The organism is Pseudomonas sp. H1_D05, assembly GCF_054682705.1.
The window spans coordinates 5,562,349-5,578,516 of the sequence record NZ_CP162825.1 but is presented as its reverse complement, the minus strand read 5'-3'; the positions used below and the strand labels follow the sequence as shown (position 1 = coordinate 5,578,516).

Sequence of the window (16,168 nt, the reverse complement as noted above, 5' to 3'; positions counted from 1 at the left end):
CCATTGACCCGGGGCGCCCTGTTTAAGTTGCACGCGGGGCACGGGTGCGTGCGTTTTCATAACGAGTCGCCGTTATCCAGCGTGTCGAGCAACTGTTGGCCGCGTTGCCACAGTGCCTGTTGTTTGGCTGGCGGCATGCGGTCGAGGTTTTTGTACATCATGGCCATGCGCTGATTGCTCCGTAGAAGGTCGGCGTGGCGCATCAGGAAATGCCAGTACAGGGCGTTGAACGGGCAGGCGTTGTCGGCCGTGGTTTCGCGCACGGAGTAAGCACAGTCGCGACAGTAGTCGGACATCCGGTTGATGTACTGGCCGCTGGCGCAATAAGGCTTGGAACCGAGGTAACCGCCATCGGCGTGCATGACCATGCCGAGGGTGTTGGGCAGTTCGACCCAATCGAACGCGTCCATGTAGATCGCCAGATACCATTCACAGATCTGCTTCGGCGCGATGCCGGCGAGCAGGGCGAAATTACCGGTGACCATCAGGCGCTGGATGTGATGGGCGTAGGCGTGTTTGAGGCTTTGGCCGATGGCCTGGCGCATGCAATTCATTTTGGTAGCACCGGTCCAGTAGAACTCCGGCAATGGCCGCTGGTTGGCGAATGCATTGCCCTCGGCGTACTCGGGCATGTGCAGCCAGTAAACGCCACGGACATATTCGCGCCAGCCGATCAGTTGGCGGATGAAACCTTCGGCAGCATTCAGCGCGATGCTGCCGGACCAATAGGCCGACTCCACATCAGCGCAGAGCTGGCGCAGGTCGAGCAAGCCAATGTTCAGCGCCGCGCTGATGCGCGCATGGAACAGAAACGGCTCGTCGCTGGCCATGGCGTCCTGATAGTCGCCGAAGCCGGCCAAGGCGTAGTCGAGAAAGTACGCCCAGAGCGCCTGCGCATCGGCGTGCGTCACCGGATAGTTGAAGTCCTCCAGACTGCCGTAATGACTGGCGAAACGGTGTTTTACCAAGGCGAGGACTTCGACGGTGATTGCATCGTTGGCAAAACCGGCCGGGTAGGGTGCCTTGACGGTTTTCGGCAAAGCTTTGCGATTCTCGGCGTCAAAGTTCCACGCGCCGCCGACCGGCGTGCCGTCACCGTTGAGCAACAGGCGACTTTTGCGGCGCATCTCGCGGTAGAAGAATTCCATGCGCAACTGTTTTTTGCCTGCGGCCCAAGCGCGAAACTCATCGCGGCTGCACAGGAAGCGGCCGTCGGCGTGCCAGTGGATCGGCACACCACATGCTTTGAGCGATTGCTCCAGGCGCCAGTCTCCGCACTCCGTCACGTGCAACTCGCTGGCCTGCAACAAAGCCTGCCAGCGCTTCAGCTCGCCGAGCACCGAGCCGCTGTTCTGCGGGTCGTCGAGGGCCACGTAATGCACGTGGATGCCCTGGTTCTCCAGCGCCTGAGCAAAGTGACGCATGGCACTGAAAATCAGCGCGATCTTCTGCGGGTGATGGGCGACATGGGTGGCTTCTTCCATGACCTCGACCATCAGCACACGGTCGTGTTCGCTATCCAGTCCGGCCAATGACGCCAGATCAAACGATAACTGGTCACCCAGCACCAGGCACAACCGACGGGTTTTGTTCATTTCACGAATTCAGCGTAAAGGCAGCAGGCTGCCGCGTGGACGTTTAAGTGCTAAGTCCAGATAGTTGTACAGATTGTAGTTTGTGTATAGGTTTTTGTGCGGTGAATTGCGTGATATTCAGATCTTCCCTGTGGGAGCGAGCCTGCTCGCGAAGGCGGCGTCACATTCAATATTTTGGCTGACTGACATGCCGCTTTCGCGAGCAGGCTCGCTCCCACAAGGGCTTGCACTCTGACTCGGATGAACGCTCCCGCTGTTGCGGGAGCGCTTGACGCCGCGTGGAAAGGGTTAGCCGGGATAAACGGGGTAATCCACATAGCCCTCGGCGGTGCCGCCATACACCGTCGCCGGGTTCAGCGCGTTCAACGGCCAGTCATTGGCAATGCGCGCCGGCAGGTCGGGGTTGGCCATGAACGGGCGGCCGAAAGCGATCAGATCCGCCAGCCCGGAGTCGAGCAGTTGCGCCCCGGATTCGGCGGTGTAGCGCCCGGCGTAAATGATCGCGCCGCTGAAGGTTGCGCGTACTGCCTGACGAAACGTCAATGGCATCGCCGGGGCGTTGTCCCAATCGGCTTCGGCGATCGACAGATAGGCGATGCCCACGTCCTGCAGCACTTTGATCGCTTCGATGTAAGTCGTGTGCGGGTCTTCCTCGACCATGCCCAAATAGGTCCGCGCTTCATCAGTGGTGGTGAACAGCGGGGCGAAGCGCACGCCGACTTTTTCCTTGCCGATGCATTCGGCAACACCGGCCACCACTTCGCGCAGAAAACGCAGGCGATTGTCCAGCGAGCCGCCGTACTGATCGGTGCGCAGATTGCTGTGGGCCGAGATGAACTGGTTGACCAGATAACCGTTGGCGCAGTGCAATTCGATGCCATCGAAACCCGCGTCCATGGCGTTGCGCGCAGCCTGGATATACAGCTGCACCAGTTCCTGAACTTCATCAGTGCTCAGTGCGCGAGGTGCTGACGGTGGAACCAGTTCACCGGCGCCGGGCGCGGTTTCGATAAACACGCTGACGCGGTCGGTGGCCACGGCGGAGGCTGAAACCGGAGCTGCGCCGTTAGGCTGCAACGCGGTGTGCGAGACACGGCCAACGTGCCACAACTGGGCGAAAATCACCCCGTCCACGGCGTGCACGGCGTCGGTGACTTTGCGCCATCCGGCGATTTGCTCAGGCGTATGAATACCCGGCGTCCACGCATAACCCCGGCCACGAGGTTCGATTTGTGTGCCTTCGGTGACCAGCAGACCGGCGCCGGCGCGCTGTTGGTAATACTCGGCCATCAGCTCGTTGGCGATATTGCCCGGTTGCGTGCTGCGCTGGCGGGTGAGGGGCGGCAGGACGATACGGTTTTTCAGGGTGTGATGACCCAGTTTGGCGGGGGTGAAGAAACTGCTGTGGTTCATGGATGACCTTGTTTGTGGCTTATTAGACCAGTCGTCTATTGGTTGGGCGAAAAAATAACGCCGGGCAAGACGCACCCGGCGTTTGGAAGGGTTGTTCGAGGTTTTAGCCGAGCATCTTCAGCAGTTTCTCGGCGACGGCGGCGGAACTGGCCGGATTCTGGCCAGTGACCAGTTGCCCGTCGGCGACCACATGAACCTGCCAGTCAGCGACTTTCGAGTAATAACCACCGAGACGCTGGAATTCGTCCTCGATCAGGAACGGCACCACTTTTGTCAGGCCGACTGCTTCTTCTTCGGCGTTGGTGAAACCGGTGACCTGGCGATGCTGCACCAGCGGTTTGCCGTCAGCGGTAAGGACATGACGCAATACGCCAGGCGCATGGCAGACGAAACCGTGGGGTTTGTTGGCGCGGTCAAACGCTTCGATCAACGCGATCGACTGCTTGTCTTCGGCCAGATCCCACAGCGGGCCATGGCCACCCGGGTAAAACACGGCATCAAAGTCATCAGCGTTGACGTCGGCCAAGCGGCCGGTGTTGGCCAGTGCCTGTTGTGCGGCCGGATCCTGGCGGAAGCGATCGGTCTCGGCGGTTTGAGCATCAGGCTCATCGCTTTTCGGGTCGAGCGGCGGCTGGCCACCGGCTGGCGAAACCAGGGTGACGTCGGCGCCGGCGTCCTTGAAGGCGTAGTAGGGCGCGGCGAACTCTTCCAGCCAGAAGCCGGTTTTCTTGCCGGTGTCGCCGAGTTGATCGTGGGAAGTCAGAACCATCAAGATTTTCATAGAGCACCTTGCGTAGGTTGGGCGTTTTCGATTGGGCGAAACATTCGCGCATCGGCCACACCGGTCAGAAAACGTTTGTCGGGGCGCAGCATAGATTCCAATTAGACCAGTCGTCTAGTAATTTTTTATCCGAAGGTTTTTCATCGACAGGTATGGCAAACTTCCGTTCCTCCGAAAATACGACTGGTCTATTGCCTGGTAATTCGCGCCCCATGAAACCGACCTACGACGACACCCGCCAACACTTGCTCGACACCGGCCACCGGATGATGGCCGAAAAGGGCTTCACCAGTGTCGGCCTCAACGAGATCCTGCAAACCGCCGGTGTGCCCAAGGGTTCGTTCTATCACTACTTCAAATCCAAAGAACTGTACGGCCAGGCATTGCTGGCGGATTACTTCGTCGATTACCTCGCTGACATGGAACGGCGCCTGACGCTGCCAGGACTGAGCGCGTACGAGCGGCTGATGGATTACTGGCAGGGCTGGCAGAACCGCTGCACCCTCGAAGGCCACGGCGATGAATGTCTGGTGGTAAAGCTCAGTGCCGAAGTCGCCGACCTGTCGGAGTCGATGCGCCTCACCTTGCGCGATGGCGCCGAGCAAGTGGTGGCGCGCATTGCGCTATGCATCGAACAGGGTCAGGCCGAAGACAGCCTGCCCAAAGGCGATGCCCGGCATCTGGCGGAAACCTTGTATCAGCTGTGGTTGGGCGCGAGTTTGCTGAACAAGTTGCAGCGTACCGGGCAGTCGCTGGAGACCTCGATGGCGATGACGAAACAACTATTGCACGTTTGACCAAGGTTTTTGTGCGACGCAATGGGTGACCTACCTGTCGGCACTCGATCGGTTAAATATACGAATGGGAATAAGTTTCAATAACGGAACGCTTGGTATACCATCGCCGCGTTTTGCTGGCGGTTTTACCCTTCGTTCTGGCCTATTCGTAAGGTTTTCATTTCATGCGTCGTACTCTGCTTTCAATTTGCGTGCTGCAGGCGTTGTCCCCTTCCACATGGGCCGAACAGGCCGAATCAACACCCGCAGCGCTAGAGCTGGAGGCGACCGATGTGGTTGGTACAGCGGATTACGAACGGGCCGACGGCCCGGTGCAGGGTTACCGCGCCACACGTTCCGCCAGTGCTACCCGTACCGACACCTCTATTCATGAAACCCCGCAATCGATCAGCGTGGTCACCAAGGATGCTGTCGAAGACCTCGGCGCCACGCGTCTGCAAGATGCGCTGGACTATGCCGGTGGTGTGGGCCGGGCGAACAATTTCGGCGGGCAGGGTCTGACGACGTTCACTGTGCGTGGCTTTACTACCGGCGAGTTCTATCGCAACGGTTTCCCGATCAATCGTGGCTACCCGAACATGCCCGACGCCAACACCATCGAGCGTCTGGAAGTGCTGCGCGGGCCGGCAACGATGCTCTATGGCCGTGGCGATCCCGGCGGCACCTTCAATGTCGTGTCCAAACAGCCGTTGGCCGAGCGCACGGTCACGTTGGGCAGTCAGTTGAATGATCAAGGCATGAAGCGCGGCACCCTGGACGCGTCCGGCCCGCTGGATGAAGACGGGCGTCTGGCCTATCGACTGAACGTGGTAGGTGAGGGCGGCGATACCTTCCGCGATCACGTCGAGACCGAGCGCTACGGCGTGACCCCGGTGCTGACCTGGCAGGCCAGCGATGCCACCCGGGTGATCTTCGAAGGCGATTTCATGCGCAACAATCATCCGCTGGATCGCGGCGTGACGCGTTACGCCAAGCAGATTGGCACCGCCTCGCGGGATACGTTTTTCGGTGAGAAAGACGCCGGCAAATTGCACAACGACAACAACATGGCGCAACTGCGCTTCGAACATCTGCTCAACGATGACTGGACCCTGGGCGGTGGTTTCCAGTGGCTCGACGGCTCGCTTGAGGGCAATGCGATCGAGGCCAACGGCATTGCCGCTGACGGTCGAACCCTGGGGCGCAACTTCAACTACCGCAAACTGGAGTGGACCGACAAGGACACCCAGCTCAATCTGACCGGGCATTTCAGCACTGGTGGTTTGCAGCACACCTTGTTGACCGGCATTGAGTATGAAGATTATGACTACAAGTCGATCATTCAGCGCTCCAGCGGAGCGGTCGGCGCCTACCCGATCGACATCTTCGATCCGGTCTACGGCCAGCCGCGTCCGGCACTGACGCGCACGCCGACCCATGACAAGGAAAATCTCAAGACTTACGCCGCGTTTGTGCAGGATCAGGTCGCGTTGACCGAGCGTCTGAAGGTCTTGGCCGGCGCACGTTTCGAGCGTTTCGAGCACGACTATGAAACCTATGTGCCGGGCGGCAAAAACTGGCAGGCCAGTGACAACGCGGTGACTCCACGCCTCGGCGTGACCTACGACCTGACCGAGACCCTGGCGATCTATGCCGACACGGCGCGCTCGTTCAAGCCCAACACCGGCGCGAGCCGCACGGGCGGAGGCTTCGCACCGGAGAAAGGCAAGTCTTACGAAATGGGCATCAAGTGGGAAGCGCTGGACCATCAGTTGAGCGTGGATGCGGCGATCTACCAGATCGAAAAACGCAATGTGCTGACCACCGACCCGGTGGACTCGACCTTCAGCGTCGCCGCCGGGGAAGTGCGCAGCCGTGGTTTTGACCTGAACGTCGCCGGCAACCTGACACCCGAATGGCGGGTGATCGGCGGCTACGCCTACGTCGATGCCGAGGTGACCAAGGACAACGTGATCCGCTCTGGCACGCGCCTGATGAACATTCCGCAGAATAGCTTCAGTCTGCTCAACGTCTACGAGTTTCAGGACGGTGCACTAAAAGGTCTGGGCCTGGGCACCGGACTCAAGTACGTCGACCAGCGTGCCGGGCAAACCGCCAATACCGCGTTCTCGATGGACAGTTACACCGTTGTCGACCTGCTCGGCTTCTACAAGGTCAACGAGAAAGTGCGGCTCAACCTTGACCTGAAAAACCTGTTTGACCGCGATTATGAAGAGGGCGCGTTCGGTAACGTCTACGCCTATCCAGGTGCACCAAGAACCGTGCAGGTGGGGATTTCCTACACCTTGTAAGCCGAGCTCGACGCTGCAACCACAGCCCCTCACCCCAGCCCTCTCCCTGAGGGAGAGGGAGCCGACCGAGGTGTTTTGCGTTATGCATCGACCTGACAGGTCGTGTCGATTACGCGGGCATCGGCAATGCTTGGTGGTATTGGATTCACCGGCGCTATTGCACGTCGGCGCTCATCGCCAATATCCCCCAATCGGCCCCCTCTCCTCGGGAAGAGGGAGCCGACCGAGGTGTCTTGCGTTATGCATCGACCTGAAAGGTCACGTCGATTACGCGGGCATCGGTAATGCTTGGCGGTATTGGATTCACCGGTGCTATTGCACGTCGGCGCTCATCGCCAATCTCCCAATCGGTCCCCTCTCCTAGGGGGAGATGGAGCCGACCGAGGTGTGTTTTGTTATGCATTGACCTGACAGAACGCGTCGATTACGGGTTCATTCGTAGTGCTTGGCGGTATTGGATTCACCGGCGCTATTGCACGTCGGCGTTCATCGTCAATATCCCCCAATCGGTCCCCTCTCCTGAGGGAGAGGGCTAGGGTGAGGGCAGCTGCTTCGGCACATGCCCGTTAGTGAGCGAGTGCTCGAAATCAGGATGCACGCGGCGCGCAATTTCTTGCTCAACAGCACGCGCTCGTGGGCGAAGTGGCGCGATTGTGGTCGCTAGAGATTGTCCTTTTTGAGTTGACGGATAAACGCTTTTCAGCCGATTTATCCCGTCCCTGTGCGTCAGTAATCTGTACCCAACTTGAACGCAACAACAACTTCAAAAACTCAAAAGGGAAGCAAATCATGACCACTCCAACCTACAACCGCCTCAACAAAGATGACGCCATTGTGCTGCTGGTCGACCACCAGACCGGTCTGATTTCCCTGGTGCAGGACTTCTCGCCAAACGAGTTCAAGAACAACGTGCTGGCCCTGGCCGATCTGGCCAAGTTCTTCGAACTGCCAACCATCCTCACCACCAGTTTCGAACAAGGCCCGAACGGCCCGCTGGTGCCAGAGCTGAAAGAGATGTTCCCGGACGCGCCGTACATCGCTCGTCCAGGCCAGATCAACGCTTGGGACAACGAGGACTTTGTGAAGGCGATCAAAGCCACCGGCCGCAAGCAGATCATCATTGCCGGTGTGGTAACGGATGTCTGCGTAGCGTTCCCGACCTTGTCGGCGCTGGCAGAAGGGTTTGACGTGTTTGTGGTGACCGACGCTTCCGGTACCTTCAACACCACCGTGCAGCAAGCCGCGTGGAGCCGCATGACCCAGGCCGGCGCACAGATGATGAACTGGTTCTCGGTAGCCTGTGAGCTGCACCGCGACTGGCGCAACGATATTGAAGGCTTGGGCAATCTGCTGTCGCAGCGCATCCCCAACTACCGCAACCTGATGAACAGCTACTCGGCGCTGACCGCTCAGCAGAAGTAAGCCTGCGCGATCCGGACAAAAGCCTGCCCTGAAAAGCAGGCTTTTGTCATTTGTTGCGCCGATTTAATCCGCGTTAACCGGCCCACTCATCACGAAACTGCAGCAGAAAATCGACAAACGCCCTGACCCGTTGCGGCACATACCGGCCGTGCGGGTAGAGCAAGGTGTAAGGTCGCGAGCGCCCGGCGTAAGGTTGCAGAACCTCGACGAGGCTGCCGTCGGCCAGTTCTTTTTCGACAATGAATTTGTAGGTCTGAAAGACCCCGGCGCCATGTTTGGCCAGCGTGACGCCGCCGAGCACATCGTCTGAGCAGGAGTAGCCGCCGTCGGAAATCACTTCCCGATCATCGCCATTTTCCTCGAACAGCCAGGAGATCCGCCGTCCGCTGCTCGGCAGTTCGAACTGAATGCATTCATGTTGCACCAGGTCTTCCAGCGTCTGCGGTGTGCCAGCCTTTTTCAGATAGTCGGGAGACGCGACCACCACCAGTTTTGCATCCTCCAACAGGCGCGCGACCATGGTCGAGTCCGGTTGGGCGCGGACGCGGATCGCCAGATCGTAGCCTTCGCCGACGAAGTCGATATTACGGTTGCCCAAGTGGATGTCGACGGTGACGTCGGGATAGAGCGCACGGAATTTCGGCAGCAGCGGCAGGATGCGGTGATGGCCGTAAGTGGTGGGAAGGCTGATGCGCAACTGACCGGACGGTGAGGTCTGTGCGCCCATGACTTCTTGTTGCGCTTCGACCAGTTGGGTCAGGGCCTGGCTGCACTGCAGGAAAAAGTTTCTACCGGCCTCGGTCAAGCGAATGCTGCGGGTAGTGCGGGCAAACAGGCGTGAACCCAAGCGCTTTTCCAAGCGAAGAATCGACCGGCTCACGGCGGCCGGTGTAACCCCAGCGAGCTGGGCGGCAGCGGTGAAACTGCCGGCTTCAGCGGCGAGGCAAAAGAGTTCGATACTGCCTAACTGCAAGTCTTCAAAGTGGCGCTTCATGGGATAAGCCTGAGGATCAACTGACGGTTCATCCTCAGGCTTATCTCATGAAGCGGCACCGCCGGTACACACCGACGATGCAGCAGGGAGGTATCAATGGCCAGCGCTTTGACCACCGTCGACATGGAGGATTTCGCCAGTGACGAAGTTCGCGCCGTCCAGGTAAAGGATCGCTTGCACAATGTCATCGATCTCACCCATATGCCCGACCGGGTGCAGGCTACCGAGGGCGGCGTGAGTTTCTTCGCCGTGCATCGGCGTTTTGATGATGCCGGGCGATACCGCGTTGACCCGAATGCCGCGCTTGGCGTACTCGATAGCCAGAGACTTGGTCGCCGCGTTGATGCCACCCTTGGTCAGCGAAGCGAGCACCGACGGCACGCCGTCAATCGCGTGGTCGACCAGGCTGGTGGTGACGCTGACAATATGGCCGCTGGCGTTTTTCTCCATTTCGGCAATCGCCAGTTGCGAGATATGGAAGAAGCCGCTCATGTTGGTCGCCACCACTTGTGCGTAGTCTTCCTGGCTGTATTCAGTGAAGGGTTTGGCGACGAAGATCCCGGCGTTGTTGACCAGCGTATCGATACGGCCGAAATGTGCGACGGCTTCACGGATCACGCGCTCGGCGGTTTGCGGGTCGGCGATGTCTCCGGCGACGGCGAGAATGTCCGGGTCAGAGGAAGGCTTGATTGAGCGCGAGGTCGCGACAACCTGATAGCCGCGCTCACGGAATCCCTTGACCAGGCCTGCGCCAATGCCTTGCGAGGCGCCGGTAATCACTACAACTTTCTTGGACGTGCTCATGATGTTTCCTCATGCAATCTGGATGGTTTGAATAAACGGATTTCGAAGGTCAGGCGTGAGCCGCAACCTGTGCTGCCTGACGTAGCGCTTGCTCGTAATAAGCGACGGACTGGGAACCGGGGATGACCTGTTTGTCATCGATGACCATGGCCGGAACCGAATCGATGCCGCGTTGCTGATAAAACCGTTCGAGTTCACGTACTGGCTGGCTGAACTCAGCGGTGGCCAGAAGCGCTTGCGCACGCTGGCCATCGAGTCCGACTGCTTCTGCCAGTGTCACCAGCGTGGCGTGGTCATTCGGGTTCTTGCCGTCAGTGAAGTAGGCCTTGAGCAAGGCCTGCTTCAACTCACGCTGACGTCCTTGTGTGGCGGCCCAGAACAGCAGTCGATGGGCGTCGAAGGTGTTGTGGAAATGGCTGCGTTTTTCCAGGTCGAAGTGAAAACCGATCTGCTCGCCGCGCTCGACGATCATCGCGTTGCGGTCCGCCACTTGCTCGGCGCTGCGTCCGTATTTGCGCATCATGTGTTCGATGGCGTGTTCACCTTCGGCGGACATGTCCGGATTCAGTTCGAACGGTTTGTAGGTCAGCTCCACGTCGACTTCGCCTGCCAGGTTGCGGATCGCTTGCTCCAGAGCGATGGCGCCCAACGCACACCAGGGGCAAACGACATCCGAGACGAAATCGATTTTCACGGCCCGGCTCATGACTGCGAGTCCGCCAACTGCTGGCGATACTCGGTGGTGGTGATGCCGGCATAACCCCAGTTATCGGTGTCGACTTCTTCGATCACGATGTGGGTGAGTTTCGGATCCTTGTGCAGTACCCGCTGCATCGTTTCGGTGATTTCCTTGATGACCTGGGCTTTCTGCTCCCGGGTCACGCCGTCACGGGTGCTACGTACGCTGATGAAAGGCATTTGGGGTATCTCCAGTCGCTGGCCCGTCGGAGTGATGGGCGGCTGTTGGAGAGGACTTTAGGGGGAGGGCTGGAATTGATAAATGGGGATTGAGGTACATCATTTGTGATGTGGTGTATCAAATGAGGGCGTGAGGACTCAGGTGATCCTGGCGCGAAACGCTGGCGCTCAGGCCAGCAGTTCGTTGATCCAGCGTGCTTGTCGGGTGATGTCCTGCAGCTTTTGCTCAGGCAGATTGTGCTGCACGCGAGCGAGATGGCTCAGGGTCTTTTGCTTGTGGCGGAGTTTGTGCTGCCACTTGGTCAGGAATGCGGGGCTGCGGGTCTGCAGGTGCAAGGGGCCGAAGTACAGTTCCTGGTCGGAATAGCTCACCGGTTCGGCGCGTTCGGCGACGATGATTTCGTAGTCGAAGCGGTTTTCCCGCAGCACTTCTTCGCTGAGGATGCGGTAGCCGTTTTCCATCAGCCACTGGCGCAGGGGTTGTTCACCGCCGTTGGGCTGCAGGATCAGACGTTCCTGGCCGCTGAGGTGAGCCTTGCCGCTGTCGAGGATGTCGCGGATGGTTTCGCCGCCCATGCCGCAGACGCTGACGGCGGTGATGCCATCGCAGGCTTTGATCGCCGCCAGACCATCAGCCAGGCGCACGCTGATGTGCTGTTGCAGATCGTTCTCGCGCACGGTGCGTTCGGCCGCGTGGAACGGCGTCGCCGCAACCTCGCCAGCCACCGCCGCAGTGATCGAGCCACGACGCATTAGCGCCACCGGTAGATAGCCGTGATCCGAGCCGATATCGGCCAGTCGCGCACCGGCAGGTACGTGGGCAGCCACGCGCTCGAGGCGCATGGACAATGTCTGTTCGTTCAACGGCAACCCCTTGATGGCAGGCAAAGGGGTGCGACTCTGGCGAGCAACGCCGGGCCTGTCAAATCCCGGCGACGGAATTCAATGGCCCATTGGCCGCACTTAATGGCCAATGGGCGCTGAGGCTTAGCCGGCCAACGTGGCGTTATCGATCACGAAACGATACTTCACATCACCCTTGAGCATGCGCTCGTAGGCGTCGTTGATCTGGTCGGCGCGGATCAGTTCGATGTCGGAAACGATGCCGTGCTCGGCGCAGAAATCCAGCATCTCCTGGGTTTCCGGAATGCCGCCGATCATCGAGCCGGCAATCGTGCGGCGCTTCATGATCAGATTGAACACGTTCGGCGAAGGGTGCGAGGTGGCCGGCGCACCCACCAGCGTCAACGCACCATCTCGCTTGAGCAGCACGAGGAATGCGTCGAGATCGTGCGGCGCGGCGACGGTGTTGAGGATCAAGTCGAAACTCTTGGCGTGGGCGGCCATTTCTTCGGCATTGCGCGACACCACCACTTCATCGGCACCCAGCGCTTTGGCCGCTTCGCGTTTGGATTCGGAGGTGGTGAAGGCCACAACGTGGGCGCCTAGGGCGTGGGCCAGTTTGATGCCCATGTGGCCGAGGCCGCCGATGCCGACCACACCGACTTTTTTGCCCGGGCCAGCGTTCCAGTGGCGCAACGGCGAGTAGGTGGTGATGCCGGCACACAGCAGCGGTGCGACGGCGGCCAGTTGCGCTTCGGGATGACGGATGCGCAGCACGTAGCGTTCATGCACGACGATGTTTTGCGAGTAGCCGCCCAGCGTCCAGCCCGGTGCATCCGAGGTCGGGAAGTTGTAGGTGCCGATCATGCCGTCGCAGTAGTTTTCCAGCCCGCTTTCGCAGTCATCGCAATGTTTGCAGCTGTCGACGATGCAACCGACGCCGACCAGATCACCGACCTTGAAATCCGCGACGTGCGCACCGACAGCCGAAACACGACCGACAATTTCGTGCCCCGGTACGCACGGGAACTGCGTACCGGCCCATTCCGCCCGTACCTGGTGCAGGTCGGAATGGCAGATACCACAGAACGCGATGTCGATCTGCACATCATGGGCGGCCGGCGCGCGGCGGTTGATCTGCATCGGCTCAAGGGGTTTGTCGCCAGCGTGGGCACCGTAGGCTTGAACAAGCATGGGAACATCCTCAATCGGTTTGTCGTAAGGCATTGTTGCTTGTTCAGCGCTGCGGGCAGTAGTGCATTCCTGTGCAATCCTTGCCTGATCCTGTGCGTCGTTGTGACATTGCGCGGACAGACGCTCGTGGCGTTTGCAGGTAATCTCCCGGTTCACTGACGACAACAAAATCAAAACAGGAGTCATTGATGCAACCAATCCGTCTCGGTCTGGTGGGCTACGGCAAGATCGCCCAGGATCAACACGTCCCGGCGATCAACGCCAATCCCGCTTTCCACTTGGTCTCCGTCGCCACTCAAGGCAAACCCTGCGCGGGCGTGGAGAACTTCCAGTCCTTGAGCGAGTTGTTGGAAAACGGTCCGCCGGTGGATGCGATTGCCTTCTGCACGCCGCCGCAAGGTCGTTTTGCGCTGGTGCAGCAGGCACTGGCCGCCGGCAAACACGTGCTGGTGGAAAAACCGCCGTGCGCCACCTTGGGCGAGGCGCTGGCGCTGGTCGATCAGGCTGCCGGGCAGGGCGTCAGCGCCTTGTTTGCCTGGCACTCACGCTACGCGCCAGGCATCGAAGCCGCCCGCGACTGGCTCGCCTCGCGCACCCTGCAAAGCGTGCAGATCGACTGGAAAGAAGACGTGCGCAAATGGCACCCCGGTCAGGCCTGGATCTGGCAACCCGGCGGCCTCGGCGTATTCGATCCGGGCATCAATGCCTTGTCGATCGTCACTCATTTGCTGGCGCTGCCGTTGTTTGTCGAATCGGCTGAACTGCGCGTGCCAAGCAACTGCCAGTCGCCAATTGCCGCGTCGATCAAAATGTCCGACCCGCGCTGCCTCGATGTGCGCGCAGAGTTTGATTTTGACCATGGGCATGATGAGCTGTGGAGCATTGAGGTGCGTTGCGCTGAAGGCGTGTTGCGCCTGGATAACGGCGGCGCGCTGTTGAGCATTGACGGTGTGCGCCAAGCGGTGTCGGAGGAGGGTGAGTACGCAGCGGTGTATCGGCATTTTCAGCAGTTGATTGGCGACAAGGCCAGTGACCTGGATGTGCAGCCGTTGCGCTTGGTGGCGGACAGTTTTTTTGTCGGCAGTCGGGTGTTGGTTGAGGCGTTTTACGACTAGTGCACCTTCAGCGCTCACCGCTACACACAACGAAAAAAGCCTGCCCTGAAAAGCAGGCTTTTCGTTTGTGGCGTGACCGTCAATGCGACGAAACATACTCCGACGGTGTGGTTGGCAATGGCAGTGCATACGTTGCCTTCATCCATTCGATCTCTGCCTGTGGCGTTCTGCCGAAGAAGCGTTTGAACTCACGACTGAATTGCGAAGCACTTTCATAGCCAACGTTGAAGGCGGCTGCCGAGGCACTCATGGCCTGGCGCAACATCAACAGGCGCGCCTGATGCAAACGCGTCGACTTCAAATACTGCATGGGTGAGGTGTCGGTCACGCTGCGAAAGTGCAGGTGGAAGTTCGGCACGCTCATGCTCGCTTCATGGGCCAGTTGCTCGACGTCGAGTCGCTGCTGATAACAACTATGGATCTTGCGGATCGCACGACTCACTTTGCCGAAATGTCCCTGCCGGTTGAGCGCGGCGCGCATGGAGCCACCTTGCTCGCCGGTCAGGATGCGGTAATAGATTTCCCGCAACAGTGCCGGCCCGAGGATTTGCGCTTCGCCGGCAACGCTCATCGCTTCCAGAAAACGCAGGGTGGTTGCCCGCAGTGAAACGTCCATCGGCGAGGCATACATACCTTTGGGCGGGGCATCGCTTGGGCCATGCACGTCATCCACTTGCAGCATCAACTCGCTGGCCAACTGGAAATCGAGGTGCATGTAGATCGCGAGCATCGGCTCGGTCTCAGTGGCATCGGTCTCCATGGTGAAAGGGATCGGCACCGAGACCACCAGATAGTGCTGGGCGTCATAGACGTAGGTGTCCTCTCCCAGATAGCCGCGTTTGCGGCCCTGGCAGAGAATCACGATGCCGGGGTCATACAGCACCGGGGTGCGCGTCAGGGGGCGATTCGAACGCAGGAAGCGCACGCCTTCGAGGGCGCTGAGGTTGTAGCCCTCGATCGGTGCGAGGGCTTTCATGAGCTGCACCATGCGCGCGGTGCCTGCATCGACCTGCGTCATCACATCCTCTCTCAATGATCGGTGGACCGGCTCAGCGCTTCCCATTGGTCAATCTCGCTGGCAGCATTTTTCAGTTTGTCACGGACCAGACGCAAGGCGTCACTGCCCAATAGCAAATGGGCCGGTGGTGTCGGGCTGGCGATGATCTGCAGCATCGCTTGGGCAGCCTTTTGCGGGTCGCCGAGTTGCTTGCCGCTTTTCTCTTCGCGGGCTTTGCGGATCGGATCGAAACTGGCGTCATAGTCGGCAATGCTGCGCGCGGTGCGTTGCATCGAACGGCCCGCCCAATCCGTGCGGAACGAACCCGGTGCGACGGCAGTGACGAAGATGTTGAACGGCTGCAGCTCCTTGCTCAGGGTATCGGAGATCCCTTCGAGCGCAAATTTGCTACCGCAGTAGTAAGCGATGCCCGGCATGGTAATGGTGCCACCCATGGAGGTGATATTGAGGATGTGCCCCGCACGACGCTGGCGAAAGAAGGGCAGAAACGCTTTGATCACCGCCACCGCGCCGAACACGTTGACGTCGAATTGATGACGCATGTCTTGCAGCGGTGATTCTTCGCAAATGCCTTCGTGGCCATATCCGGCGTTGTTGACCAAAACGTCGACGGGACCGTGAGTGGCCTCGACCTGCATAACGACGCTGTCGATCCGCTCAAAATCAGTGACGTCCAGCACCACCCCGTAAGCGTTGTCCGGGGACAGTGCCTGGAAGTTTTTCAGGTCGGTTTCATTGCGCACAGTGCCGATGACACGGTGGCCGTTGGCAATGGCTTCATTGGCCAGCGCATGGCCGAAACCGCTGCTGACGCCGGTGATGAACAGGGTTTTAGCGTGAGTCATGTCGAGCTCCCATTGGGTCAGGTCTGAGTCCATGGTAGCGATCAGCAAACGGGGCACCTATGCCGGTTTATCTTCGAGCATTGCCTATTCCTATCGGGCGCTCTTGATGTTGAAAAAAAACGGCGGCAACGCAGCTAC

The 16,168-nt window shown here is 59.5% G+C and carries 15 protein-coding genes; 4 read left to right on the top strand and 11 right to left on the bottom strand.

What is annotated here, in order from left to right; genetic code table 11:
* Positions 1-56: 56 nt before the first annotated feature.
* The 3 genes from AB4O11_RS25095 to AB4O11_RS25085 all read right to left on the bottom strand — a co-directional run bounded on the left by AB4O11_RS25095 (position 57) and on the right by AB4O11_RS25085 (position 3,789).
* A complete protein-coding gene (locus tag AB4O11_RS25095) occupies positions 57-1,595 on the bottom strand; it encodes a cryptochrome/photolyase family protein (protein WP_460129086.1) in 1,539 nt (512 codons plus the stop codon).
* Positions 1,596-1,883: 288 nt separating this feature from the next.
* Complete coding sequence (locus AB4O11_RS25090) at positions 1,884-3,008, bottom strand: alkene reductase (protein ID WP_460129084.1); 1,125 nt, start codon at positions 3,006-3,008, stop codon at positions 1,884-1,886.
* A gap of 103 nt (positions 3,009-3,111) precedes the next feature.
* On the bottom strand, positions 3,112-3,789 hold the full coding sequence (locus AB4O11_RS25085) for a type 1 glutamine amidotransferase domain-containing protein (protein ID WP_116254878.1): 678 nt from the start codon (positions 3,787-3,789) through the stop codon (positions 3,112-3,114).
* 212 nt (positions 3,790-4,001) lie between these two features.
* Between AB4O11_RS25085 and AB4O11_RS25080 the strand changes: the two genes are divergently transcribed.
* The 3 genes from AB4O11_RS25080 (at position 4,002) to ycaC (ending at position 8,299) form a co-directional block, all read left to right on the top strand.
* Positions 4,002-4,586, top strand: a complete 585-nt coding sequence (locus AB4O11_RS25080) for a TetR/AcrR family transcriptional regulator (RefSeq protein ID WP_093430772.1) — start codon at positions 4,002-4,004, stop codon at positions 4,584-4,586.
* A 164-nt stretch (positions 4,587-4,750) separates the two neighbouring features.
* Positions 4,751-6,877: a TonB-dependent siderophore receptor gene (locus AB4O11_RS25075; protein ID WP_460129082.1), complete on the top strand. Its 2,127-nt coding sequence runs from the start codon at positions 4,751-4,753 to the stop codon at positions 6,875-6,877.
* 789 nt (positions 6,878-7,666) lie between these two features.
* Positions 7,667-8,299, top strand: a complete 633-nt coding sequence (gene ycaC, locus AB4O11_RS25070) for an isochorismate family cysteine hydrolase YcaC (RefSeq protein WP_007916011.1) — start codon at positions 7,667-7,669, stop codon at positions 8,297-8,299.
* Between the two features lie 73 nt (positions 8,300-8,372).
* Here the strand turns inward: ycaC and AB4O11_RS25065 are convergent, their stop codons facing one another.
* The 6 genes from AB4O11_RS25065 to AB4O11_RS25040 all read right to left on the bottom strand — a co-directional run bounded on the left by AB4O11_RS25065 (position 8,373) and on the right by AB4O11_RS25040 (position 13,052).
* Entirely contained in the window at positions 8,373-9,293 is a 921-nt protein-coding gene (locus AB4O11_RS25065) for a LysR family transcriptional regulator (protein ID WP_257355351.1), read from the bottom strand.
* Positions 9,294-9,386: 93 nt separating this feature from the next.
* Positions 9,387-10,097 carry an SDR family NAD(P)-dependent oxidoreductase gene (locus tag AB4O11_RS25060; protein WP_460129080.1) on the bottom strand — a complete coding sequence of 237 codons (711 nt, stop codon included), beginning with the start codon at positions 10,095-10,097 and terminating at the stop codon, positions 9,387-9,389.
* Between the two features lie 49 nt (positions 10,098-10,146).
* A complete protein-coding gene (locus tag AB4O11_RS25055; RefSeq protein WP_460129078.1) occupies positions 10,147-10,803 on the bottom strand; it encodes a DsbA family oxidoreductase in 657 nt (218 codons plus the stop codon).
* Complete coding sequence (locus AB4O11_RS25050) at positions 10,800-11,015, bottom strand: tautomerase family protein (RefSeq protein WP_460129076.1); 216 nt, start codon at positions 11,013-11,015, stop codon at positions 10,800-10,802. Before AB4O11_RS25050 ends, AB4O11_RS25055 begins: the two co-directional genes overlap by 4 nt.
* Before the next feature lie 168 nt (positions 11,016-11,183).
* Positions 11,184-11,879: a tRNA (adenine(22)-N(1))-methyltransferase gene (locus AB4O11_RS25045; RefSeq protein ID WP_286079813.1), complete on the bottom strand. Its 696-nt coding sequence runs from the start codon at positions 11,877-11,879 to the stop codon at positions 11,184-11,186.
* Positions 11,880-12,002: 123 nt separating this feature from the next.
* A complete protein-coding gene (locus AB4O11_RS25040) occupies positions 12,003-13,052 on the bottom strand; it encodes an NAD(P)-dependent alcohol dehydrogenase (RefSeq protein WP_460129073.1) in 1,050 nt (349 codons plus the stop codon).
* Positions 13,053-13,240: 188 nt separating this feature from the next.
* On the opposite strand from AB4O11_RS25040, the gene AB4O11_RS25035 reads away from it, so the two are divergent.
* Positions 13,241-14,167, top strand: a complete 927-nt coding sequence (locus tag AB4O11_RS25035) for a Gfo/Idh/MocA family protein (RefSeq protein WP_093430789.1) — start codon at positions 13,241-13,243, stop codon at positions 14,165-14,167.
* Positions 14,168-14,246: 79 nt separating this feature from the next.
* Here the strand turns inward: AB4O11_RS25035 and AB4O11_RS25030 are convergent, their stop codons facing one another.
* Together AB4O11_RS25030 and AB4O11_RS25025 are read right to left on the bottom strand one after the other, a co-directional pair.
* On the bottom strand, positions 14,247-15,185 hold the full coding sequence (locus AB4O11_RS25030) for an AraC family transcriptional regulator (RefSeq protein WP_460129071.1): 939 nt from the start codon (positions 15,183-15,185) through the stop codon (positions 14,247-14,249).
* 11 nt (positions 15,186-15,196) lie between these two features.
* A complete protein-coding gene (locus AB4O11_RS25025; RefSeq protein WP_186624522.1) occupies positions 15,197-16,030 on the bottom strand; it encodes an oxidoreductase in 834 nt (277 codons plus the stop codon).
* Between the last annotated feature and the right edge of the window lie 138 nt (positions 16,031-16,168).

Excerpts from the sequence above, each read along its gene's own strand:
- AB4O11_RS25055 (WP_460129078.1), bottom strand. The coding sequence starts at position 10,803 with ATGAGCCGGGCCGTGAAAATCGATTTCGTCTCGGATGTCGTTTGCCCC.
- AB4O11_RS25030 (WP_460129071.1), bottom strand. The coding sequence starts at position 15,185 with ATGACGCAGGTCGATGCAGGCACCGCGCGCATGGTGCAGCTCATGAAA.
- AB4O11_RS25075 (WP_460129082.1), top strand. The coding sequence starts at position 4,751 with ATGCGTCGTACTCTGCTTTCAATTTGCGTGCTGCAGGCGTTGTCCCCT.
- AB4O11_RS25035 (WP_093430789.1), top strand. The coding sequence starts at position 13,241 with ATGCAACCAATCCGTCTCGGTCTGGTGGGCTACGGCAAGATCGCCCAG.
- AB4O11_RS25080 (WP_093430772.1), top strand. The coding sequence starts at position 4,002 with ATGAAACCGACCTACGACGACACCCGCCAACACTTGCTCGACACCGGC.
- AB4O11_RS25085 (WP_116254878.1), bottom strand. The coding sequence starts at position 3,789 with ATGAAAATCTTGATGGTTCTGACTTCCCACGATCAACTCGGCGACACC.
- AB4O11_RS25040 (WP_460129073.1), bottom strand. The coding sequence starts at position 13,052 with ATGCTTGTTCAAGCCTACGGTGCCCACGCTGGCGACAAACCCCTTGAG.
- AB4O11_RS25060 (WP_460129080.1), bottom strand. The coding sequence starts at position 10,097 with ATGAGCACGTCCAAGAAAGTTGTAGTGATTACCGGCGCCTCGCAAGGC.
- AB4O11_RS25065 (WP_257355351.1), bottom strand. The coding sequence starts at position 9,293 with ATGAAGCGCCACTTTGAAGACTTGCAGTTAGGCAGTATCGAACTCTTT.
- AB4O11_RS25095 (WP_460129086.1), bottom strand. The coding sequence starts at position 1,595 with ATGAACAAAACCCGTCGGTTGTGCCTGGTGCTGGGTGACCAGTTATCG.
- ycaC (WP_007916011.1), top strand. The coding sequence starts at position 7,667 with ATGACCACTCCAACCTACAACCGCCTCAACAAAGATGACGCCATTGTG.
- AB4O11_RS25025 (WP_186624522.1), bottom strand. The coding sequence starts at position 16,030 with ATGACTCACGCTAAAACCCTGTTCATCACCGGCGTCAGCAGCGGTTTC.
- AB4O11_RS25050 (WP_460129076.1), bottom strand. The coding sequence starts at position 11,015 with ATGCCTTTCATCAGCGTACGTAGCACCCGTGACGGCGTGACCCGGGAG.
- AB4O11_RS25090 (WP_460129084.1), bottom strand. The coding sequence starts at position 3,008 with ATGAACCACAGCAGTTTCTTCACCCCCGCCAAACTGGGTCATCACACC.